Below are 14967 nucleotides of genomic sequence, written 5' to 3'. Positions count from 1 at the left end.
TTTGCAAGCAATGGCCTCTCATACGATCTATCTCGACCACGCTGCGACCACTCCGATCATGCCCGAGGCGCGCGACGCCTGGCTGGAAGGTGCGGCGATCTGGGCGAACCCTTCCAGTCCGCACAAGGCCGGCCGCGCTGCCCGCGCCGCGCTGGAAGACGCGCGCGACCGGCTGAAAAAGGCGCTGAACTGGCAGGGTGAACTGATTTTCACCTCCGGCGCGAGCGAGGCTCTGGCCATCGGCCTCGGCCGGGCCAAAGCGCAGCGGCGGCTGGTTTCGGCAGTGGAGCATGATGCCGTGTTCCGCGCCGCGCCCGACGCGCAGGAATTGCCGATGCGGGAAGGGGAGGTCTATCCCGATGCTCTGGCCGCTGCGCTGGCAGAGGGCGCGCGCGCCGTGGTGGCGGTGCAGTCGATCAATTCGGAAACCGGCACGGTGCTGCTGCCTTATGCGCAGGACCCGCTGATTCAGCAGGTGCGTGAGGCAGGCGGGTTGTTTCTGGCCGACTGTTCGCAGTCGGCGGGCAAGGCGGCGCTTCCCGATGCGGACATGGTCGTGCTCTCGGCGCACAAGCTGGGCGGCCCCATCGGTATTGGCGCGCTGCTGGTGAAGGACTTCGCCATGCTTGAACCCAGCGGCGGCCAGGAACGCGGCTATCGGGCCGGAACGGAGAACCTACCGGGTGCGCTGGGCTTCGCGGCGGCGTTGGAGGCGCGCGGACTTGAGGACTGGGCCACCACTGCCGAACAGCGCTTCGACTTCAAGAATGCCCTGTTCGAACATGGTGAGGTGATCCAGCCCGGCGTGCAGTGCTCGCACATCTTTGCTGTCGCCGCGCCGCGCCTGGCGGCGACCGCGATGCTGATCCGCATGGATGCGATGGGCTTTGCGATTTCGGCCGGCAGCGCCTGTTCTTCGGGCACGCTCAAGCAAAGCCGTGTTCTGAAAGGCTTCGGCATCGATGAAGATCTCGCGCGCCGCACCGTGCGCATCAGCATCGGCTGGAACACAACGCCGACCGAACTCGATGCCTTCGCAGAGGCGTGGCGGCAGGTGAATGCGTGATCTACCTCGACTATCAGGCGACGACACCGCTCGCCCCTGAGGCGCGTGAGGCGATGTTGCCATGGCTGGGCGGGCCCGAAGGCGTCGGCTTCGCCAATCCGCATAGCCCGCACCGGCCCGGTCGCGGTGCCGCCGCCATCGTGGAAGTCGCGCGCGAGCAGGTCGCGGCGCTGCTGCCGCCGGGGGGCAGGGTGGTCTTCACCTCGGGTGCGACCGAGGCGATCAACCTGGCGCTATTCGGTAGCGGAAGGAACAGGCTGGCGGTCTCGGCCATCGAACACGCCGCCGTGCTCGACACCGCGCGGGTGATCGATCCCGCCGTGTCCGTTCTGCCGGTCGACGGTGACGGGCTGGTCGATCCCGATGCGGTGATCCCGGCGGGTGTCGGACTCGTGGCGGTCATGCAGGCGAACAATGAGATCGGCACCATCCAACCCGTGGATGCACTGGCCGAAGCCGCGCACCGCGCCGGCGCGCTGTTCCTTTGCGACGCCGTGCAAGGTGCAGGCAAGATCGCGCCGCCGGCCGGGGCCGACTTTATCGCGATCTCGGCGCACAAGCTCTACGGCCCCAAGGGCATCGGCGCGCTCTGGATTCGTGATGGCATCGAACTCAAGCCGCTGGTTTTCGGTGGCGGGCAGGAGCAGGGCTTGCGCTCCGGCACGTTGAGTCCGGCCCTTTGCGCAGGCTTTGGCATGGCGGCCAAGCTGGCAACTCGGCACATGACGGAGGATGCCGCCCATGTCGAAGCGCTCTGGGCCCGCGCACGCGAAATTCTCTTTCGCTGGACGCTCAATGGCTCGGCCGAGCATCGCTGGCGCGGAAATCTCAATTTGCGGCTCGATGGTCTGGATGTCGCCCGGCTGATGTCCGACTTGCGTGACGTGGCTTTTTCCGCCGGTTCCGCTTGCGCCAGCGGCTCTGGCCGGCCTAGCCATGTGCTGAAGGCACTGGGGCTTTCCGACGGACAAGCCAAAAGCTCTATCCGTCTGGGATTCGGGAGATATACTGATCTCCGGGAAATCGAGGATGCCTGCGCACGTATCGATGCCGCAGCAGCGGCGCAGGGAGTCTGAATTGTTGAACGTCAGATTTGTTACCGCCGAAGGTGCGTCCGTAACGGCTGAGGCCGAGCCGGGCACGCGCCTCCTTGCCCTTGCGCAGCGTTGCGGGATGCCGCTTGAGGGAACCTGCGAAGGCCAGATGGCCTGCTCCACCTGCCATGTGATCGTCTCGCCCGAATGGTTCGACGTGCTGGAACCTGCCTCCAACGACGAGGAAGACATGCTGGACCTGGCTGCCGGCGTCACCCGCACCAGTCGCCTGTCGTGCCAGATCGAACTGACAGACGCACTGGACGGTCTGGAAGTGCGCATCCCCGGCTTCTCGCGGGACATGCAGATCGGTTGATCCGCATAAATCGGAACGAATCGGGAAACCAAGCTCTGGAAAACGCGGGAATCCGACTTGGCACCGGGCGGAGCGCTGCTAGGTTCCGCCCATGGTGACCACGACTGACGAAGATTCCGATCCGTTTGACGCCATTGTCGACGCGCCTTTCGATGCCGCGCTTTCTCAGCGCTACCTCGTCTATGCGCTTTCGACGATCACGGCCCGCTCGCTGCCGGACTTGCGCGATGGTCTGAAGCCGGTGCATCGCCGCCTGCTCTGGGCGATGCGGCAGCTGAAGCTGGATCCGGCCAGCGCTTACAAGAAATCGGCCCGCGTCGTGGGTGACGTGATCGGTAAGTACCACCCGCATGGCGACGCTTCGGTCTACGATGCGATGGTGCGCCTCGCGCAGGACTTCTCGCTGCGCTATCCGCTGGTGCAGGGCCAGGGCAACTTCGGCAATATCGACGGCGATAACGCGGCCGCCTACCGCTACACCGAAGCACGCCTGACGCGTACGGCGATCCACCTGATGTCAGGGTTGGACGAAGGTACCGTCGACTTCATCCCAACCTACAATGGTGAAGAGAGCGAGCCGGAAATCTTCCCCGGCATGTTCCCGAACCTGCTGGCGAACGGTTCCACCGGCATTGCCGTGGGTATGGCGACCTCGATCCCCAGCCACAACGTCGCCGAGATCATCGATGCGACGATGATGCTGGTCGACAATCCCCATGCCGAGCACGAACAGCTGATGCAGGTGTTCCACGGCCCGGACTTCGCAACCGGCGGCCTGGTGGTGGACAGCCCCGAAGCGATCAGCCACGCCTATGAGACCGGCAAGGGCGCCTTCCGCGTGCGCGGCCGCTTCTCCACCGGCAAGGATGCGGCGGGCAATTGGGAGGAAACCGGGATCGAGCGGCTTGGCAGCGGCCAGTGGCAGCTCGTCATTTCCGAAATCCCCTACATGCTGCCCAAGGGCAAGCTGATCGAACAGGTTGCCGCGCTGATCGGCGACAAGAAGCTGCCGATCCTGGAAGACGTGCGTGACGAAAGCGATGAGCAGATCCGCATCGTCTTCGTGCCCAAGAGCCGCAACGTCGATCCCGAGATGCTCAAGGAGAGCCTCTACAAGCTGACCGATCTGGAAAGCCGCTTCTCGCTCAACCTCAACGTGCTGGATTCGCACCGCACGCCGGGGGTAATGGGTATCAAGCTGCTGCTGTCCGAATGGGTCTACAGCCAGATCGACATTCTGCTGCGGCGCACTCGGCACCGGCTGGAGAAGATCGCATCGCGGCTGGAACTGGTCGCCGGCTATATCATCGCCTACCTCAACCTCGACCGGATCATCGAGATCATCCGTACCGAGGACGAGCCCAAGCCGGTGATGATGGCGGAGTTCGAGCTGACCGATCGGCAGGCGGAAGCCATTCTCAACATGCGCCTGCGCAGCTTGCGCAAGCTGGAAGAGATGGAGCTTCGCAAGGAGCATGAGGAACTGCTGAAGGAGCAGGACGACCTCAACAAGCTGCTCGAAAGCCCGGCTCGCCAGCGCACGCGCCTGAAGCGCGACCTGACGACGCTGCGCAAGGAATATGCCGAGGATACCGCGCTTGGTCGTCGCCGCACGACCATTGCGCAGGCCAAGCCCACGGTGGAATTCAGCATGGACGCGATGATCGAGAAGGAGCCGGTGACGGTGATCCTCTCGGCGCGTGGCTGGGTGCGTGCGGCGAAGGGGCATGTGGCGCTCGACGGCGATTTCAAGTTCAAGGAAGGCGATGGCCCCGCCTTCGCCTTCCACGCGCAGACCACCGACAAGGTGCTTATCGCGCTGGACAACGGGCGGTTCTACACGGTCGGCGCGGACAAGCTTCCGGGGGCTCGTGGATTTGGTGAGCCGATCCGCACGATGGTCGATATCGATGCAGACGCGCACATCATCGCGGCGCTGGTTTACAAGCCGAAGTCGCAGATCCTGCTGGCCTCTAACATCGGGCGCGGTTTCGCTGTGGAAGCAGAGGAGCTGCTCGCCGAAACGCGCAAGGGCCGTGCGGTCATGTCCACCAAGCCGGGCGTTCAGCTCAAGATCGTGCGTGAAATTCCGGCGGAGCACGATCACGTCGCCGTTGTTGGCGACAATCGCAAGCTGGTGATCTTCAGCCTTGAGGAACTGCCGCTGATGGCAAAGGGGCAGGGCGTCACGCTCCAGCGCTATCGCGACGGCGGACTGTCCGACCTGATCACGCTGAAGCTTGAGGACGGCCTTTCGTGGACGATGGGCGGCGATAGCGGTCGTACGCGGACCGAAAAGGACATGGGGCTGTGGAAGGTCGCGCGCGGCGCGGCGGGCCGCTTGCCGCCGACCGGGTTCCCGCGGGATAACAAGTTTCAGGGATAGTGGCAGAGACCGGGGCGCCGATTGGTAAGCGCTCCGGTCTGGCCGGTGTGTTTCAAACGCACACTTCGATGGTGTCGCCTTCTATCCGCACTTCGTAAGTCTCGATCGCGATCGTCGCGGGCGGGTTCATCGGTGCGCCTGTCTCCAGATCGAAGCGGGCGCCGTGGACGGGGCACGATATCCAGCCATTGCGCATCCGCCCGCATTCCAGCGTTTCGTAGGCATGGCTGCACAAGTTGCGAACGGCGAAGATGCGATCCTTCGTGTTGCACAAGAGCATACTGATCCCATTCGCCTCGACAACGATCTTGGCGCCGGCGGGAACGTCTTCCAGTTTGGCTGCGGCAACGAAGGTCTTTTCGGTCATCTTCTTCCCGGTTTTGCGTGGGGTCTTGCTGTGCGACCTGCTTGTCGCGCCTTCGTGACGCAAGGGTCGGCGGGCCGCAAGCAGGATCAAGCAAGACGCTGTACCGTGGCGGTCATTTCGTGGGCAAGCCGCCGACGCGATAAGACGCGTGAAAGAACATGCGCTTCGGGAGAATACGGGTGGCAGCCAAAGGCAGAAGCGACGAGAGCTTCGATGTCGTGGTGGTGGGATCGGGCTCGGCCGGGGCGATGGCGGCGCTGCGCAGCGCGGACCTTGGCCTGAAAGTGCTGATCGTCGAGAAAGCGCACAAATTCGGTGGCACTTCTGCGACTTCGGGCGGGGTGATGTGGATACCCAACCACGGTCTGGACGGCGACCAGGGAGACAGCCGGGCCTCCGCTCTGGAGTATCTGGATGCCACCATCGGCGTGCCGGTGAACCGTGAGCGGCTGGAAGCTTTCGTGGATGAAGCGCCGAAGATGCTGCACTTTCTGAAATCGACCGGCGTGCAGGTGGCGGCGGCGGCATGGCCGGACTATTTCCCGAACCGTGCCGGCGCGCGGGCGGATCGTTCGGTGATTGTGCCAACTTTCGACGGGCGGCGGTTGGGCGACGGGCGCTATGCCCTGATGCGGGAGCAGTACAACCGCTTCAAGCTGTTCGGCCGGTATGCGATGGATTTGACCGAGACGTTTGCGTTGATGATGCAGTCGAAGGGCTGGCGCATGGTCGCGGGCAAGATGATCGGGCGGTATTGGATGGACCGCTCGACGCGCAAGGTCTCGCACCGCGACAAGCGCTTCACCCAAGGTGCGGCGCTGATGGGGGCGACGTACGAGCAGGTGTTTGCGCGCGGGGTTGACCTTCGAATAGAAACGGCGCTGGAAGGGCTGACCGTCGATGAGGGCGGCCGTGTCACCGGGATCGAGGTGTCCAATTTCGGGCGCAAGTATACGGTTGAGGCGCGGCACGGCGTGGTGCTGGCGGCCGGCGGGTTCGAGTGGAATCAGGCGCTGCGGGATCGGTTCTATCCGGTGCCGGGGCTGACGCGGCATTCCTCCACGCCGGAAGATGGCAATCGCGGCGAGGCGCTGGTCGCGGCAGAGGCGGTGGGGGCGTCCACCGAGCATACCTCGCAGGGCTGGTGGATCCCGACGATGACGCTGCCGATGAAGGGCGCATCGAACTTCCACGAGATCCATCAGGCCGCGTTCGACGTGGGCCGGCCGTGGAGCGTGGTGGTCAATCGCAAGGGCGTGCGCTTCGTGGACGAGGCCTGCGGGTACGACCAGTTCGGGCAGGCCATGGTGCGCGACCAGATCGCGAGCGGCGCGAACTGCCCGTGCTGGCTGATCTTCGATGCGAAGTTCCGCAAGAAATTCAGCGCTGGCGGCCTGATGCCCACGGTCCATACGCCCGAGCATAAAGTGCCGGACGACTGGTGGGATCACTACGTGTTCCGTGCCGACACGATTGAGGAGCTTTGCGCCAAGACGCATCTGCCGGTGGAGGCGGTGCGGCAGACGATCGCCAACATGAACGCCTATGCGAAGACCGGCGTCGATCCCGAGTTCGGCCGGGGCATGAACCCCTATGACCAGATGTTCGGCGATCCCTCCTCCACGCCCAATCCGAACATCGGGCCGATCGACAAGGCGCCGTTCTACGCGGTGCCGATCAACAATGGCGATCTGGGCACCAAGGGCGGCTTGCGCTGCGATGCTCGCGCGCGGGTGCTGGACGGGGTGGGGCAGCCGATTGCGGGGCTTTACGCGGCTGGCAACAATTCGGGGACGCCGTTCGGGGATACCTATCCGGGGGCGGGGGCGACCATCGGGCCGGCCATGACCTTCGGGTTTGTCGCCGCCAATGACATTGCCGAACGGGCGGGAAACCAGCGGGTGGGGTAGGCCCGAATGCTTTCAGGACCGCCTTCGCGGGGATGACGATGGGAGTGCGGAGATGATCTTTCAGGTCTCAGTACGGCCCAAATATTAGTCGCGTATCATATAGTCCCGTCATCCCCGCGAAGGCGGGGATCCCGCTTTTCTTCAAGCGGTGGCGGCACAAGCGGAGCAGGATAGATGCAAGGCAAGGTAGCAGTCGTCACCGGAGCGGCAGGCGGCATCGGTGAGGCGATCGTGCGCGCTCTGGGGGCCAAGGGCGTCAAGGTCCTCGGCACCGGGCGCAATACAGAGAAGCTTCAGGCGCTCAAGGACGCGCTGGCGGGTTCGGTGGAGTTCGACTTCATCGCCATCGACGCCACGGCCGACGAAGCCCCGCGCGCCATCGTCGATGTCGCGGTGGAGAAGTTCGGGCGGCTGGACGTGTTGGTGAACAATGCCGGTTCGTTCAACTTCGGCCCGGTGGACCAGACCACCGATGCCATGCTGGACGAAGTGCTGGGCATATCCCTGCGGGCTCCGTTCCGGCTCTGCCGAGAGGCGTTGAGGGTGATGGGTGAGGGGAGCTCGATCCTGTTCATCGGATCGACCTGGGGGCTTTACGGCACGCCGGGCGGCGGGGCCTATTCCACAGTGAAGGCCGGTCAGATCGGCCTGATGCAGACGATGGCCGCCGAATATGGCCCGTGCGGCATCCGCTCCAACTACATAGCGCCGACCGTGGTGCGAACCGAGATGACGACGGCGTTCTGGGACCTCGACTTCTTCCGTCGCACCAACCATGAACTGACGCCGCTCCAGCGCGATTGCTCGGCAGCGGACATCGGCAACATGGCGGCTTTCCTCGCTTCGGATGAGGCCGGGTTCGTCAACGGACAGACCATCGCCGTGGACGGCGGCATTTCGACCACGCGCTATGTTTCGCCCGCCGCAATTGGGGCCGTTCGCCAATAATCAGCGCGGAGGTTTGCACGCCTTGCCCTCGTAGGCGAAGCGGATCGTCTTGTATTCGCTGCCGCTCCAGCGGGCGATGGGGAAGCAGAAGCCGGGGCCGCCGATCTCGATATCGGGGTAGCCATCCACGCCGCGCGTCGTCTGGAACGTGGCGATGCCAGTCTCGTTGGCCATGACCTGCCAACCGGCTGGCGTCTGGCGCAGTAGTTGGAAGCCTGTGCCGGCCATGCCGAAGCATTCGGTGCCGTCCGCCGTGATCAGGGCTTCGGGGCGGCCGTCTCCGTTAAGGTCTTTGAACTCCACGTTCTGGCGCGTGACAGTGGTGGCTCCGTCGCAGCCTTTCCAGGAATTGCCGGCCTTCACATAGCCGGCCGTGCGCATCAGTTGATCGAACTGGGCGGGTGTCAGTGTGGCCTTCGGTGCCTGCGCCGCGACAGGAGTGGCAAGGATAAGGGCGAGCAGGGCGGTTCTGTAGGCGGCAGGCATTATTCATCCCCCATTCGAGCAAGCCCCTTGGCGTCGAGGGTGCGGCAATTCCTCTCCGCCCGTCAATCGGGGCGATCCACCAGCTGATTATTGCCAAAGGGCGGTTTTCGCCGGGGCGTTGGCCCTGCGCTTGTGGGCCGGGGGTGCGCTGGGTAACGCCGGAGGAAAGCAAAGACGAAGGATGCCATGCAGTTCGAATGGACCGAGGAACAGGACGCGTTCCGGCACAAGATCCGGGACTTCCTGCACGCGAACCTGCCGGATGACTGGGAAAAGTTCTCCGAACACGGCCCTGCCTCGCCTGCGCTGACGGCCTTTGCGCGCACGTTCTGCGTGAAGCTGGCTGAAGTCGGCCTGCTGTTCCCGCACTGGCCGAAAGAGATGGGCGGCGAGGGGCTGGGTCCGTGGGAACAGCAGATCCTTTCCGAAGAGATGTGGATCGCCGGCGAGCCGCGAGGCGGCCAGTACATGAACGTCAACTGGATCGGCCCGACGCTGGAAAAGTACGGCACGCCTGAGCAGAAGACGCGCTACCTGGAGCCGATCACGCGCGGGGAATCGCTGTGGTGCCAGGGCTTTTCGGAGCCCGATGCCGGATCGGACCTTGCCAGCCTGCGCACCCGAGCGGTGCTGACGGACGGCAATTACGTCATCAACGGACAGAAGATCTGGACCTCCTACGCGGGTCTTGCCGACACCTGCTTCCTGCTCACCCGCACCAGCGACGATCGCAAGAAGGGCATCACCATCGTCCTCGTGCCGATGGACACGCCGGGCATCACCGTGCGCCAGATCCCCTCGCTGATCGGTGAGGGTGACATTCACGAGGTCTTCTTCGACGATGTGACCGTGCCTGAAACCGCGCGTTTCGGTGAGGAAGGGCAGGCCTGGGAAATCATCGCCTATTCGCTGCGCAATGAACGGCTGGGCATTCCCCGCTTCACGCTGGCCCGTGCCGCGCTGGACCGGGCGGTCTTGATGCTGAAGGAGCGCGGCGATTTCACCCGCGAGTATGTTCGCATCGAAGCGGCGCGCTGCGCGGCGCTTTGCGAGTCGGCGGGCACGGCCAACTATGCTGTCGTGCAAAAGCGCGTGGACGGGCTGGCGATCGGCGCGGAGTCCAGTTCCGCACGCTATGCCACCGTCATGGCAGAGCGGGCCGTCTGCGAATTCGTGGTGGAGTTCCTGCCCGAAGCGCTCGCGGGTGCTTCGCCCTATCTCAAGATGCACCACCAGCGCGGCATCGTCGCCGGGGTCGCAGCCGGATCGGCGGAGATCCAGCTCAACATCATCGCCAGCGAAGTGCTGGAACTGCCGCGGGAGCCGCGCTGATGCAGCTTGCCCTCAATGAAGACCAGACGCAGGTCCTCGATTTCGTCGAAGCCCTTGCGCGGCCGTTCGCTTCCGCTCCGCTGCACGATGCGGGGCTGGCGCTGGAAAGCGAAGAACTCGACGCCGCCTTGGTGGAGAACGGTTTCCTCGATGTCATGGCGGTCGAGGAACTCGGCCCGGTAACTGCCGCGCTGGTGGTGGAGAAACTGGCGCGCCTGCCCTTCGCGGTGGAGGCGGCGGCCTCCGCGCTGGTGCGTCCGCTGATCGATCCCGAACTGCCGCGCCCGCTCTGTCTGGTGGAGGAAGGGCGTACCTCGGCGCCGCTGCGCTTCCTTCGTCCGGGAGCGACGGTGGTTGTCGTCGGGCCTTCCGGCGTGCGCAGCTTCACTGCGAGTGAGGACCTGATCGCACCGGCGCAGGAGGATACGCTCTATGCCTATCCGGTCGCGTTCCTTACCGGCCTGCCCGAAGCGATGACTGCGCACGATGTCGATCCGGCCGAAGTGACCCGCGCATGGCGCGTGGCGATGGCGGCCGAAGCGGCGGGCCTGCTGGGCGCGGCGCTGGCGAGCGTGGTGACGTACGTGTCAGAGCGCAAGCAGTTCGGCCGTCCGCTCGCGACGTTTCAGGCGATGCGGCACCGTCTTGCGGAGGCGCAAGTGGTGACGAACACGGCTTACTGGCTCGCCATGCGCGCGGCAGCGAGCGGGGATCGGGCCGATGCGGCCATGGCGCTGCTCCATGCGCAGGAGGCGGCCAAGCGGGTTTGTTACGATTACCACCAGTTCCTTGGCGGCATGGGTATGACGCTGGAGCATCCGCTGCACTTGTGGACTTATCGGCTCAAGCTGCTGACAGCGGAACTGGGCGGACGGGGCGCGCAGGGTCTGGCAGCGGCAGAGGCGCTCTGGGGGGCTGCCTGACATCTTACTCGTCAATGCTGCGTAAGGCGGGCCGCTTGTCCTTTGCGACATTGCAGAAGGGAAGCGGGGTCCCCGCCTTCGCGGGGACGACGAGGTTTGTTGTGATATGCTGGTTTTTGGTTGGAGCCTTGGCTTTTGGCTCTTTCGTGTCGCGTGTCAGCGCACCAGTTACCTTTGATCTGCGCTCCCCGATCACTCCCCGCGCGATGGCGTAAACGCGCTCGCGATATCCGGCTCGGCGCTGTCGCGGCACGGGGTAGGCCATGCAAAAATCCCTGCCGACACAGAACATGGACGAGTGAGAGCAAGGATGCAGGGAAGAGATCTGATCGATCTGGACGGTCAAGTGGCGTTGGTCACGGGCGCGGGCCAGAATGCCGGTCGTGCGACGGCGCTGGAACTGGCGCGGCACAATGCCGGGGGGATCGCGGTCAACGATTTCGTGCCCGAACGGGCCGAGGCGGTGGCTGCCGAAGTGCGTGCCTTGGGCGTGCCGGCACTGGCGGTTCCGTTCGACGTTACCGATCTTGACGCGGCAAAGGCTGCCAATGCCGCGATTACGGCGGAACTGGGCGCGGCCACGGTGCTGGTGAACAATGCCGGCATGGCGGGACCCGGCGCCTCGATCCGACCTTCGCAGAACTTCTGGGAGGAAGATCCTGCGAACTGGCAGCGCTATCTCGGCACCAATCTCTACGGCGTCTACAACTGCTGTTTCGCCTTCATTCCCAACATGGTCGAGGCAAAGCGCGGTCGCATCGTCACCATCGTTTCGGATTCGGGCCGCGTGGGTGAGGCGAAGCTGGCGGTCTATGCCTCCTCGAAAGCAGGTGCTCAGGGCTTCATGCGCTCCATCGCCAAGGAACTCGGGCGCTACCACGTCACCGCCAACTGCGTATCGCTCTCTGCCCTGCTGCCCGACATGGATGACGCGCAGCGAGAGCAGATCATGCAGGGCGATCACATGAAGGGGCTGATGTCACGCTATTCGATCCGTCGCTGCGGCAAATCGACCGACGTGGCCGCGCTGGTCACGTTCCTCTGCTCCGATGCGGCGGAATGGATCACGGGGCAGACCTATCCGCTTAACGGAGGCTACGCGCCGTCCGCCTAAGGCAATATGGGATGACGCGGAGCGGGTCGGCAATCAGCCGGCCCGCTCACCAAGCGCGAAGAGCGGATGGTTGCAGACGGCATAGCTGGGGTCTGCCGCGCCCTGACCCAGAATGCCGCCGCCGTCGAACGGCCGGCGCAGCTTGAAGTCGTAAGTGACGACGCGTTTTGCAAAGCGCCACTTGCCGTCAGCACAGCGGCGGTAATTGTCGATATATCGAACCGCCATGAAGTCTTCTTCTCGTGTGCCTTCGCGGGATGGGATCAGGTGCCAGGCAAGCGCGTAGACTTCGCCGCAGGCATTGTCTCCGTCCACGGCGATCAGGTGATTGCACACGTGATGGCCGGAATAGGGCATGTAGGGAAACGAGCCCTCGATGAATTTGCAGTAGTCTGCCGCTGATCCGTCGAAACTGTCACCATGCGTGTCCGTCGCGTCCTGCGTATAGAGGTCGCGGAGCAGGGCGATGTCCTGCCGGTCTATCGCGCGCGAATAGAGCAGCACGAGATCGCGGATGGCATCCTTGTCCAGCAATTGGCGCAGCGCATTGTCATCTGCCATGTCTTCTCCCTCCCGTTTTGTGGCGTTCTAGAGCAGGGCACCGCCATCTACGGGGTAGACCTGCCCGGTGATGAAGCTGGCGCGCTGGCTGGCAAGGAAGGCGACCATGCCCGCCATCTCGTCCGGGTTCGCAAAGGGCCGGCCGACGAAAGTACGACGCTGGCGGATCGCCCGGTCTTCTTCGGCCACGCTGGCGGTGCCTTGGCTGAACAGGCCGGATTGGGGGTGGAACCTGCTGCCTTTGCTGAAGTCGGCGGGATCGCGGGAAATCGTGGCGTAGGGTGCCACTGCGTTCACGCGGATGCCGTGCTGGCCCAATTCCTTTGCCAGCACGGTTGTGAAGCTGTGCACCGCGCCCTTCGCTGCAGAATAGACCGCCAATTGGTAATCGCCGACCAGCGCTGCCGTCGATCCGATATTGACGATGGCGCCGGCCCTGCGCTCGATCATTCCCGGCAGAACCGCATGGGTCATGCGCAGTACGGTGCCGAAGTTGAGGTCGATATCGGCCATCCATGTGGCAGGATCGGAGTCGGCAAAGAAGCCCTGCGAGACATTGCCGCCCACATTGTTGACCAGCACGTCGACCGGGCCAAGCGTTTCGGCGGCCGCCAGCACGTGAGCGGGGCTGGCCGGATCGGTAAGGTCTGCCGAGACGAACAGGGCGGCCGCGGCTCCGGCGTTCAGGCAATCGTCCACCAGTCTTGCACCGGCTTCCTCATCGCGGCCGACCAGCAGCGTCTTCGCACCTTCGCCCGACAGTTCAAGGGCGATGGCGCGTCCGATGTTGGCGGTGGCCCCCGAAACGATCGCCAGCTTCCCTGCAAGTCCCAGGTCCATTGCCCAGCTCTCCGCATTCCCGTTGAGGGAATTGCGCTAGTGGGGAACGAAGGGCAGGGCAAACCGCCAGAGCGATCAGCCGTGATGCTAGGCGGGAAGCGAAATCAATCTTCGGTATCCACGGAAGAGTCGTCGCGCAGTCGCGGTTTGCGCGATGTCAGTACGCAGCGTGTCTCCGTATCGTTGCCGTCCGCCCCCACGATGCGCACGAAGCCGGGTGAGATGCGGTGCAGGCGCAGGCCCTTAAGCCCACCTCCGGTCATCACGACGGAATCGCCGGTCAGCAGATAGCTGCCGCGAACGCCGTCCACGCCCTTGTAGCTGGAGAAATTGACCACCTGGAAATCGAGCGTCGGTACCGGGATGCCGACGGCACCGCCTGCATCGCCATCCTTTTCACAGGAATATCGGCCCAGAGAGAGCGTGCCGAGCGTGCCGCCGGGAACCGGCGGCGGAGCGGGCCTAGCCGCGAGCGGAGATGCCAGCGCAACCAAGGCGATGGACAATACGGGCAATAAGGCAAGGCGAGCGCGATTCATGACCAAAGCGCTAGCATCCGCGCGAAGCAATTGCCACAGTCGGTGTCCTAAGCTAAGGGCGGCTGCTTCGCCGCCCAGCGGCTCTTTCCCATCGAAGGCTCACTCATGAAGATCAGCGGCGTCGACATTCGTCCCGGCAATATTCTCGAATACGAAAAGGGCATCTGGAAAGTTGCCAAGACGCAGCACACCCAGCCGGGCAAGGGCGGCGCCTTCATGCAGGTCGAGATGAAGAACCTGATCGATGGCCGCAAGACCAACGTGCGCTTTCGCAGCGCCGACACGGTTGAGAAGGTTCGCCTCGACACCAAGGACTTCCAGTTCCTTTACGCCGAAAGCGACCAGCTGGTGTTCATGGACATCGAAACCTACGAACAGATCCAGCTTCCGGCCGATCTTCTGGGCGACGCCGCAGCCTTCCTGCAGGACGGTATGCAGGTCCTGCTCGAAATGTGGGAAGAACGCCCGATCTCGGTTGAGCTTCCCGAGCAGGTCGAAGCCACCATCGTCGAGGCTGACGCCGTGGTGAAGGGGCAGACCGCTTCGTCCAGCTACAAGCCTGCCATGCTCGACAACGGCGTGCGCGTGATGGTTCCGCCGCACATCGAAAGCGGTACCCGCATCGTCGTCGACGTCTACGAGCGCGCGTACGTGCGCAAGGCTGACTGATGCGCCGGGCGGTCGTTTCCGCGCTGGCCATGGGCTCGCTGGCGTTCGGCTCGGTGCCGGCGCTGGCTGCAGCCAAGCCTGCCGCACCGGCGGGAGCAGCGACCCACGCCGCGCCCCCGCCAGAGGTGCAGCACGCGCTGCTCTACCTGAAGGTGCTGATCTCCGGTCTCCAGTCCGACAAGGTCGAGGAACCGGTCAAAGGCGTTTTGGTGGGCTGCCTCTACAACAATTCCCTGTCGCGGATCAGCGGTGCGATGGACAAGGTCATCGCTCAAAATCCCGACAAAGTACACCGCGACAAGCCTGACGAAATGTTGCGCGCCATGGTCGCGATCTGCGATCACAGCGATCAGAAGCCGGCAGGCGCTCCCGGTCAGCAGCCGCAGGGCCGCTGATCAGAATGGCGGGCCCGCATC

At 64.2% G+C, this 14967-nt stretch carries 16 protein-coding genes; 11 read left to right on the top strand and 5 right to left on the bottom strand.

Annotation, left to right across the window (positions count from 1 at the left end; all coding sequences use genetic code 11):
• Positions 1-10 precede the first annotated feature (10 nt).
• The 4 genes from ACZ1JC_RS20450 to parC all read left to right on the top strand — a co-directional run bounded on the left by ACZ1JC_RS20450 (position 11) and on the right by parC (position 4862).
• Positions 11-1066, top strand: a complete 1056-nt coding sequence (locus ACZ1JC_RS20450; protein ID WP_465138421.1) for a cysteine desulfurase family protein — start codon at positions 11-13, stop codon at positions 1064-1066.
• Positions 1063-2142 (top strand): cysteine desulfurase family protein, encoded by a 1080-nt coding sequence (locus ACZ1JC_RS20445; RefSeq protein ID WP_465138422.1) that lies wholly within the window; start codon positions 1063-1065, stop codon positions 2140-2142. Before ACZ1JC_RS20450 ends, ACZ1JC_RS20445 begins: the two co-directional genes overlap by 4 nt.
• Before the next feature lies 1 nt (position 2143).
• Positions 2144-2476 (top strand): 2Fe-2S iron-sulfur cluster-binding protein, encoded by a 333-nt coding sequence (locus tag ACZ1JC_RS20440; RefSeq protein WP_465138423.1) that lies wholly within the window; start codon positions 2144-2146, stop codon positions 2474-2476.
• 91 nt (positions 2477-2567) lie between these two features.
• Positions 2568-4862 carry a DNA topoisomerase IV subunit A gene (parC, locus tag ACZ1JC_RS20435; RefSeq protein WP_465138424.1) on the top strand — a complete coding sequence of 765 codons (2295 nt, stop codon included), beginning with the start codon at positions 2568-2570 and terminating at the stop codon, positions 4860-4862.
• 52 nt (positions 4863-4914) lie between these two features.
• Here parC and ACZ1JC_RS20430 read toward each other — a convergent pair whose 3' ends face one another.
• Positions 4915-5229 carry a Rieske (2Fe-2S) protein gene (locus tag ACZ1JC_RS20430; RefSeq protein WP_465138425.1) on the bottom strand — a complete coding sequence of 105 codons (315 nt, stop codon included), beginning with the start codon at positions 5227-5229 and terminating at the stop codon, positions 4915-4917.
• A 179-nt stretch (positions 5230-5408) separates the two neighbouring features.
• On the opposite strand from ACZ1JC_RS20430, the gene ACZ1JC_RS20425 reads away from it, so the two are divergent.
• Positions 5409-7139, top strand: coding sequence for an FAD-dependent oxidoreductase (locus tag ACZ1JC_RS20425; protein WP_465138426.1), 1731 nt, complete (start codon positions 5409-5411; stop codon positions 7137-7139).
• Between the two features lie 174 nt (positions 7140-7313).
• Positions 7314-8087, top strand: a complete 774-nt coding sequence (locus ACZ1JC_RS20420; protein WP_465138427.1) for an SDR family NAD(P)-dependent oxidoreductase — start codon at positions 7314-7316, stop codon at positions 8085-8087.
• Here the strand turns inward: ACZ1JC_RS20420 and ACZ1JC_RS20415 are convergent, their stop codons facing one another.
• On the bottom strand, positions 8088-8573 hold the full coding sequence (locus tag ACZ1JC_RS20415) for a hypothetical protein (protein ID WP_465138428.1): 486 nt from the start codon (positions 8571-8573) through the stop codon (positions 8088-8090).
• A 186-nt stretch (positions 8574-8759) separates the two neighbouring features.
• Here ACZ1JC_RS20415 and ACZ1JC_RS20410 point away from each other — a divergent pair, with 186 nt between their 5' ends.
• From ACZ1JC_RS20410 to ACZ1JC_RS20400, 3 genes are all read left to right on the top strand, one after another.
• Positions 8760-9905 carry an acyl-CoA dehydrogenase family protein gene (locus tag ACZ1JC_RS20410; RefSeq protein WP_465138429.1) on the top strand — a complete coding sequence of 382 codons (1146 nt, stop codon included), beginning with the start codon at positions 8760-8762 and terminating at the stop codon, positions 9903-9905.
• Entirely contained in the window at positions 9905-10828 is a 924-nt protein-coding gene (locus ACZ1JC_RS20405) for an acyl-CoA dehydrogenase family protein (protein ID WP_465138430.1), read from the top strand. Before ACZ1JC_RS20410 ends, ACZ1JC_RS20405 begins: the two co-directional genes overlap by 1 nt.
• Positions 10829-11138: 310 nt before the next feature.
• On the top strand, positions 11139-11942 hold the full coding sequence (locus ACZ1JC_RS20400) for an SDR family NAD(P)-dependent oxidoreductase (RefSeq protein ID WP_465138431.1): 804 nt from the start codon (positions 11139-11141) through the stop codon (positions 11940-11942).
• 33 nt (positions 11943-11975) lie between these two features.
• Here the strand turns inward: ACZ1JC_RS20400 and ACZ1JC_RS20395 are convergent, their stop codons facing one another.
• The 3 genes from ACZ1JC_RS20395 to ACZ1JC_RS20385 all read right to left on the bottom strand — a co-directional run bounded on the left by ACZ1JC_RS20395 (position 11976) and on the right by ACZ1JC_RS20385 (position 13882).
• A complete protein-coding gene (locus tag ACZ1JC_RS20395; RefSeq protein WP_465138432.1) occupies positions 11976-12503 on the bottom strand; it encodes a nuclear transport factor 2 family protein in 528 nt (175 codons plus the stop codon).
• Between the two features lie 27 nt (positions 12504-12530).
• The gene (locus ACZ1JC_RS20390) at positions 12531-13343 is read right to left on the bottom strand and encodes an SDR family NAD(P)-dependent oxidoreductase (RefSeq protein ID WP_465138433.1); all 813 of its coding nucleotides are present in this window, start codon (positions 13341-13343) and stop codon (positions 12531-12533) included.
• A 104-nt stretch (positions 13344-13447) separates the two neighbouring features.
• Positions 13448-13882 (bottom strand): hypothetical protein, encoded by a 435-nt coding sequence (locus ACZ1JC_RS20385; protein WP_465138434.1) that lies wholly within the window; start codon positions 13880-13882, stop codon positions 13448-13450.
• A 105-nt stretch (positions 13883-13987) separates the two neighbouring features.
• Here ACZ1JC_RS20385 and efp point away from each other — a divergent pair, with 105 nt between their 5' ends.
• On the top strand, positions 13988-14551 hold the full coding sequence (efp, locus tag ACZ1JC_RS20380; RefSeq protein ID WP_395395106.1) for an elongation factor P: 564 nt from the start codon (positions 13988-13990) through the stop codon (positions 14549-14551).
• A complete protein-coding gene (locus ACZ1JC_RS20375) occupies positions 14551-14946 on the top strand; it encodes a hypothetical protein (RefSeq protein WP_465138435.1) in 396 nt (131 codons plus the stop codon). The genes efp and ACZ1JC_RS20375 overlap by 1 nt, the downstream gene beginning before the upstream one ends.
• Positions 14947-14967: the final 21 nt, after the last annotated feature.

Source organism: Sphingomonas sp. BL-S-28 (genome assembly GCF_055521515.1).
Note: the sequence above shows the minus strand (reverse complement) of the source record. Positions and strands in the feature narration are given on the sequence as shown.

Excerpts from the sequence above, each read along its gene's own strand:
- efp (WP_395395106.1), top strand. The coding sequence starts at position 13,988 with ATGAAGATCAGCGGCGTCGACATTCGTCCCGGCAATATTCTCGAATAC.
- ACZ1JC_RS20375 (WP_465138435.1), top strand. The coding sequence starts at position 14,551 with ATGCGCCGGGCGGTCGTTTCCGCGCTGGCCATGGGCTCGCTGGCGTTC.
- ACZ1JC_RS20410 (WP_465138429.1), top strand. The coding sequence starts at position 8,760 with ATGCAGTTCGAATGGACCGAGGAACAGGACGCGTTCCGGCACAAGATC.
- ACZ1JC_RS20390 (WP_465138433.1), bottom strand. The coding sequence starts at position 13,343 with ATGGACCTGGGACTTGCAGGGAAGCTGGCGATCGTTTCGGGGGCCACC.
- ACZ1JC_RS20405 (WP_465138430.1), top strand. The coding sequence starts at position 9,905 with ATGCAGCTTGCCCTCAATGAAGACCAGACGCAGGTCCTCGATTTCGTC.
- ACZ1JC_RS20395 (WP_465138432.1), bottom strand. The coding sequence starts at position 12,503 with ATGGCAGATGACAATGCGCTGCGCCAATTGCTGGACAAGGATGCCATC.
- ACZ1JC_RS20450 (WP_465138421.1), top strand. The coding sequence starts at position 11 with ATGGCCTCTCATACGATCTATCTCGACCACGCTGCGACCACTCCGATC.
- ACZ1JC_RS20430 (WP_465138425.1), bottom strand. The coding sequence starts at position 5,229 with ATGACCGAAAAGACCTTCGTTGCCGCAGCCAAACTGGAAGACGTTCCC.
- ACZ1JC_RS20420 (WP_465138427.1), top strand. The coding sequence starts at position 7,314 with ATGCAAGGCAAGGTAGCAGTCGTCACCGGAGCGGCAGGCGGCATCGGT.
- ACZ1JC_RS20385 (WP_465138434.1), bottom strand. The coding sequence starts at position 13,882 with ATGAATCGCGCTCGCCTTGCCTTATTGCCCGTATTGTCCATCGCCTTG.
- ACZ1JC_RS20400 (WP_465138431.1), top strand. The coding sequence starts at position 11,139 with ATGCAGGGAAGAGATCTGATCGATCTGGACGGTCAAGTGGCGTTGGTC.
- ACZ1JC_RS20415 (WP_465138428.1), bottom strand. The coding sequence starts at position 8,573 with ATGCCTGCCGCCTACAGAACCGCCCTGCTCGCCCTTATCCTTGCCACT.
- parC (WP_465138424.1), top strand. The coding sequence starts at position 2,568 with ATGGTGACCACGACTGACGAAGATTCCGATCCGTTTGACGCCATTGTC.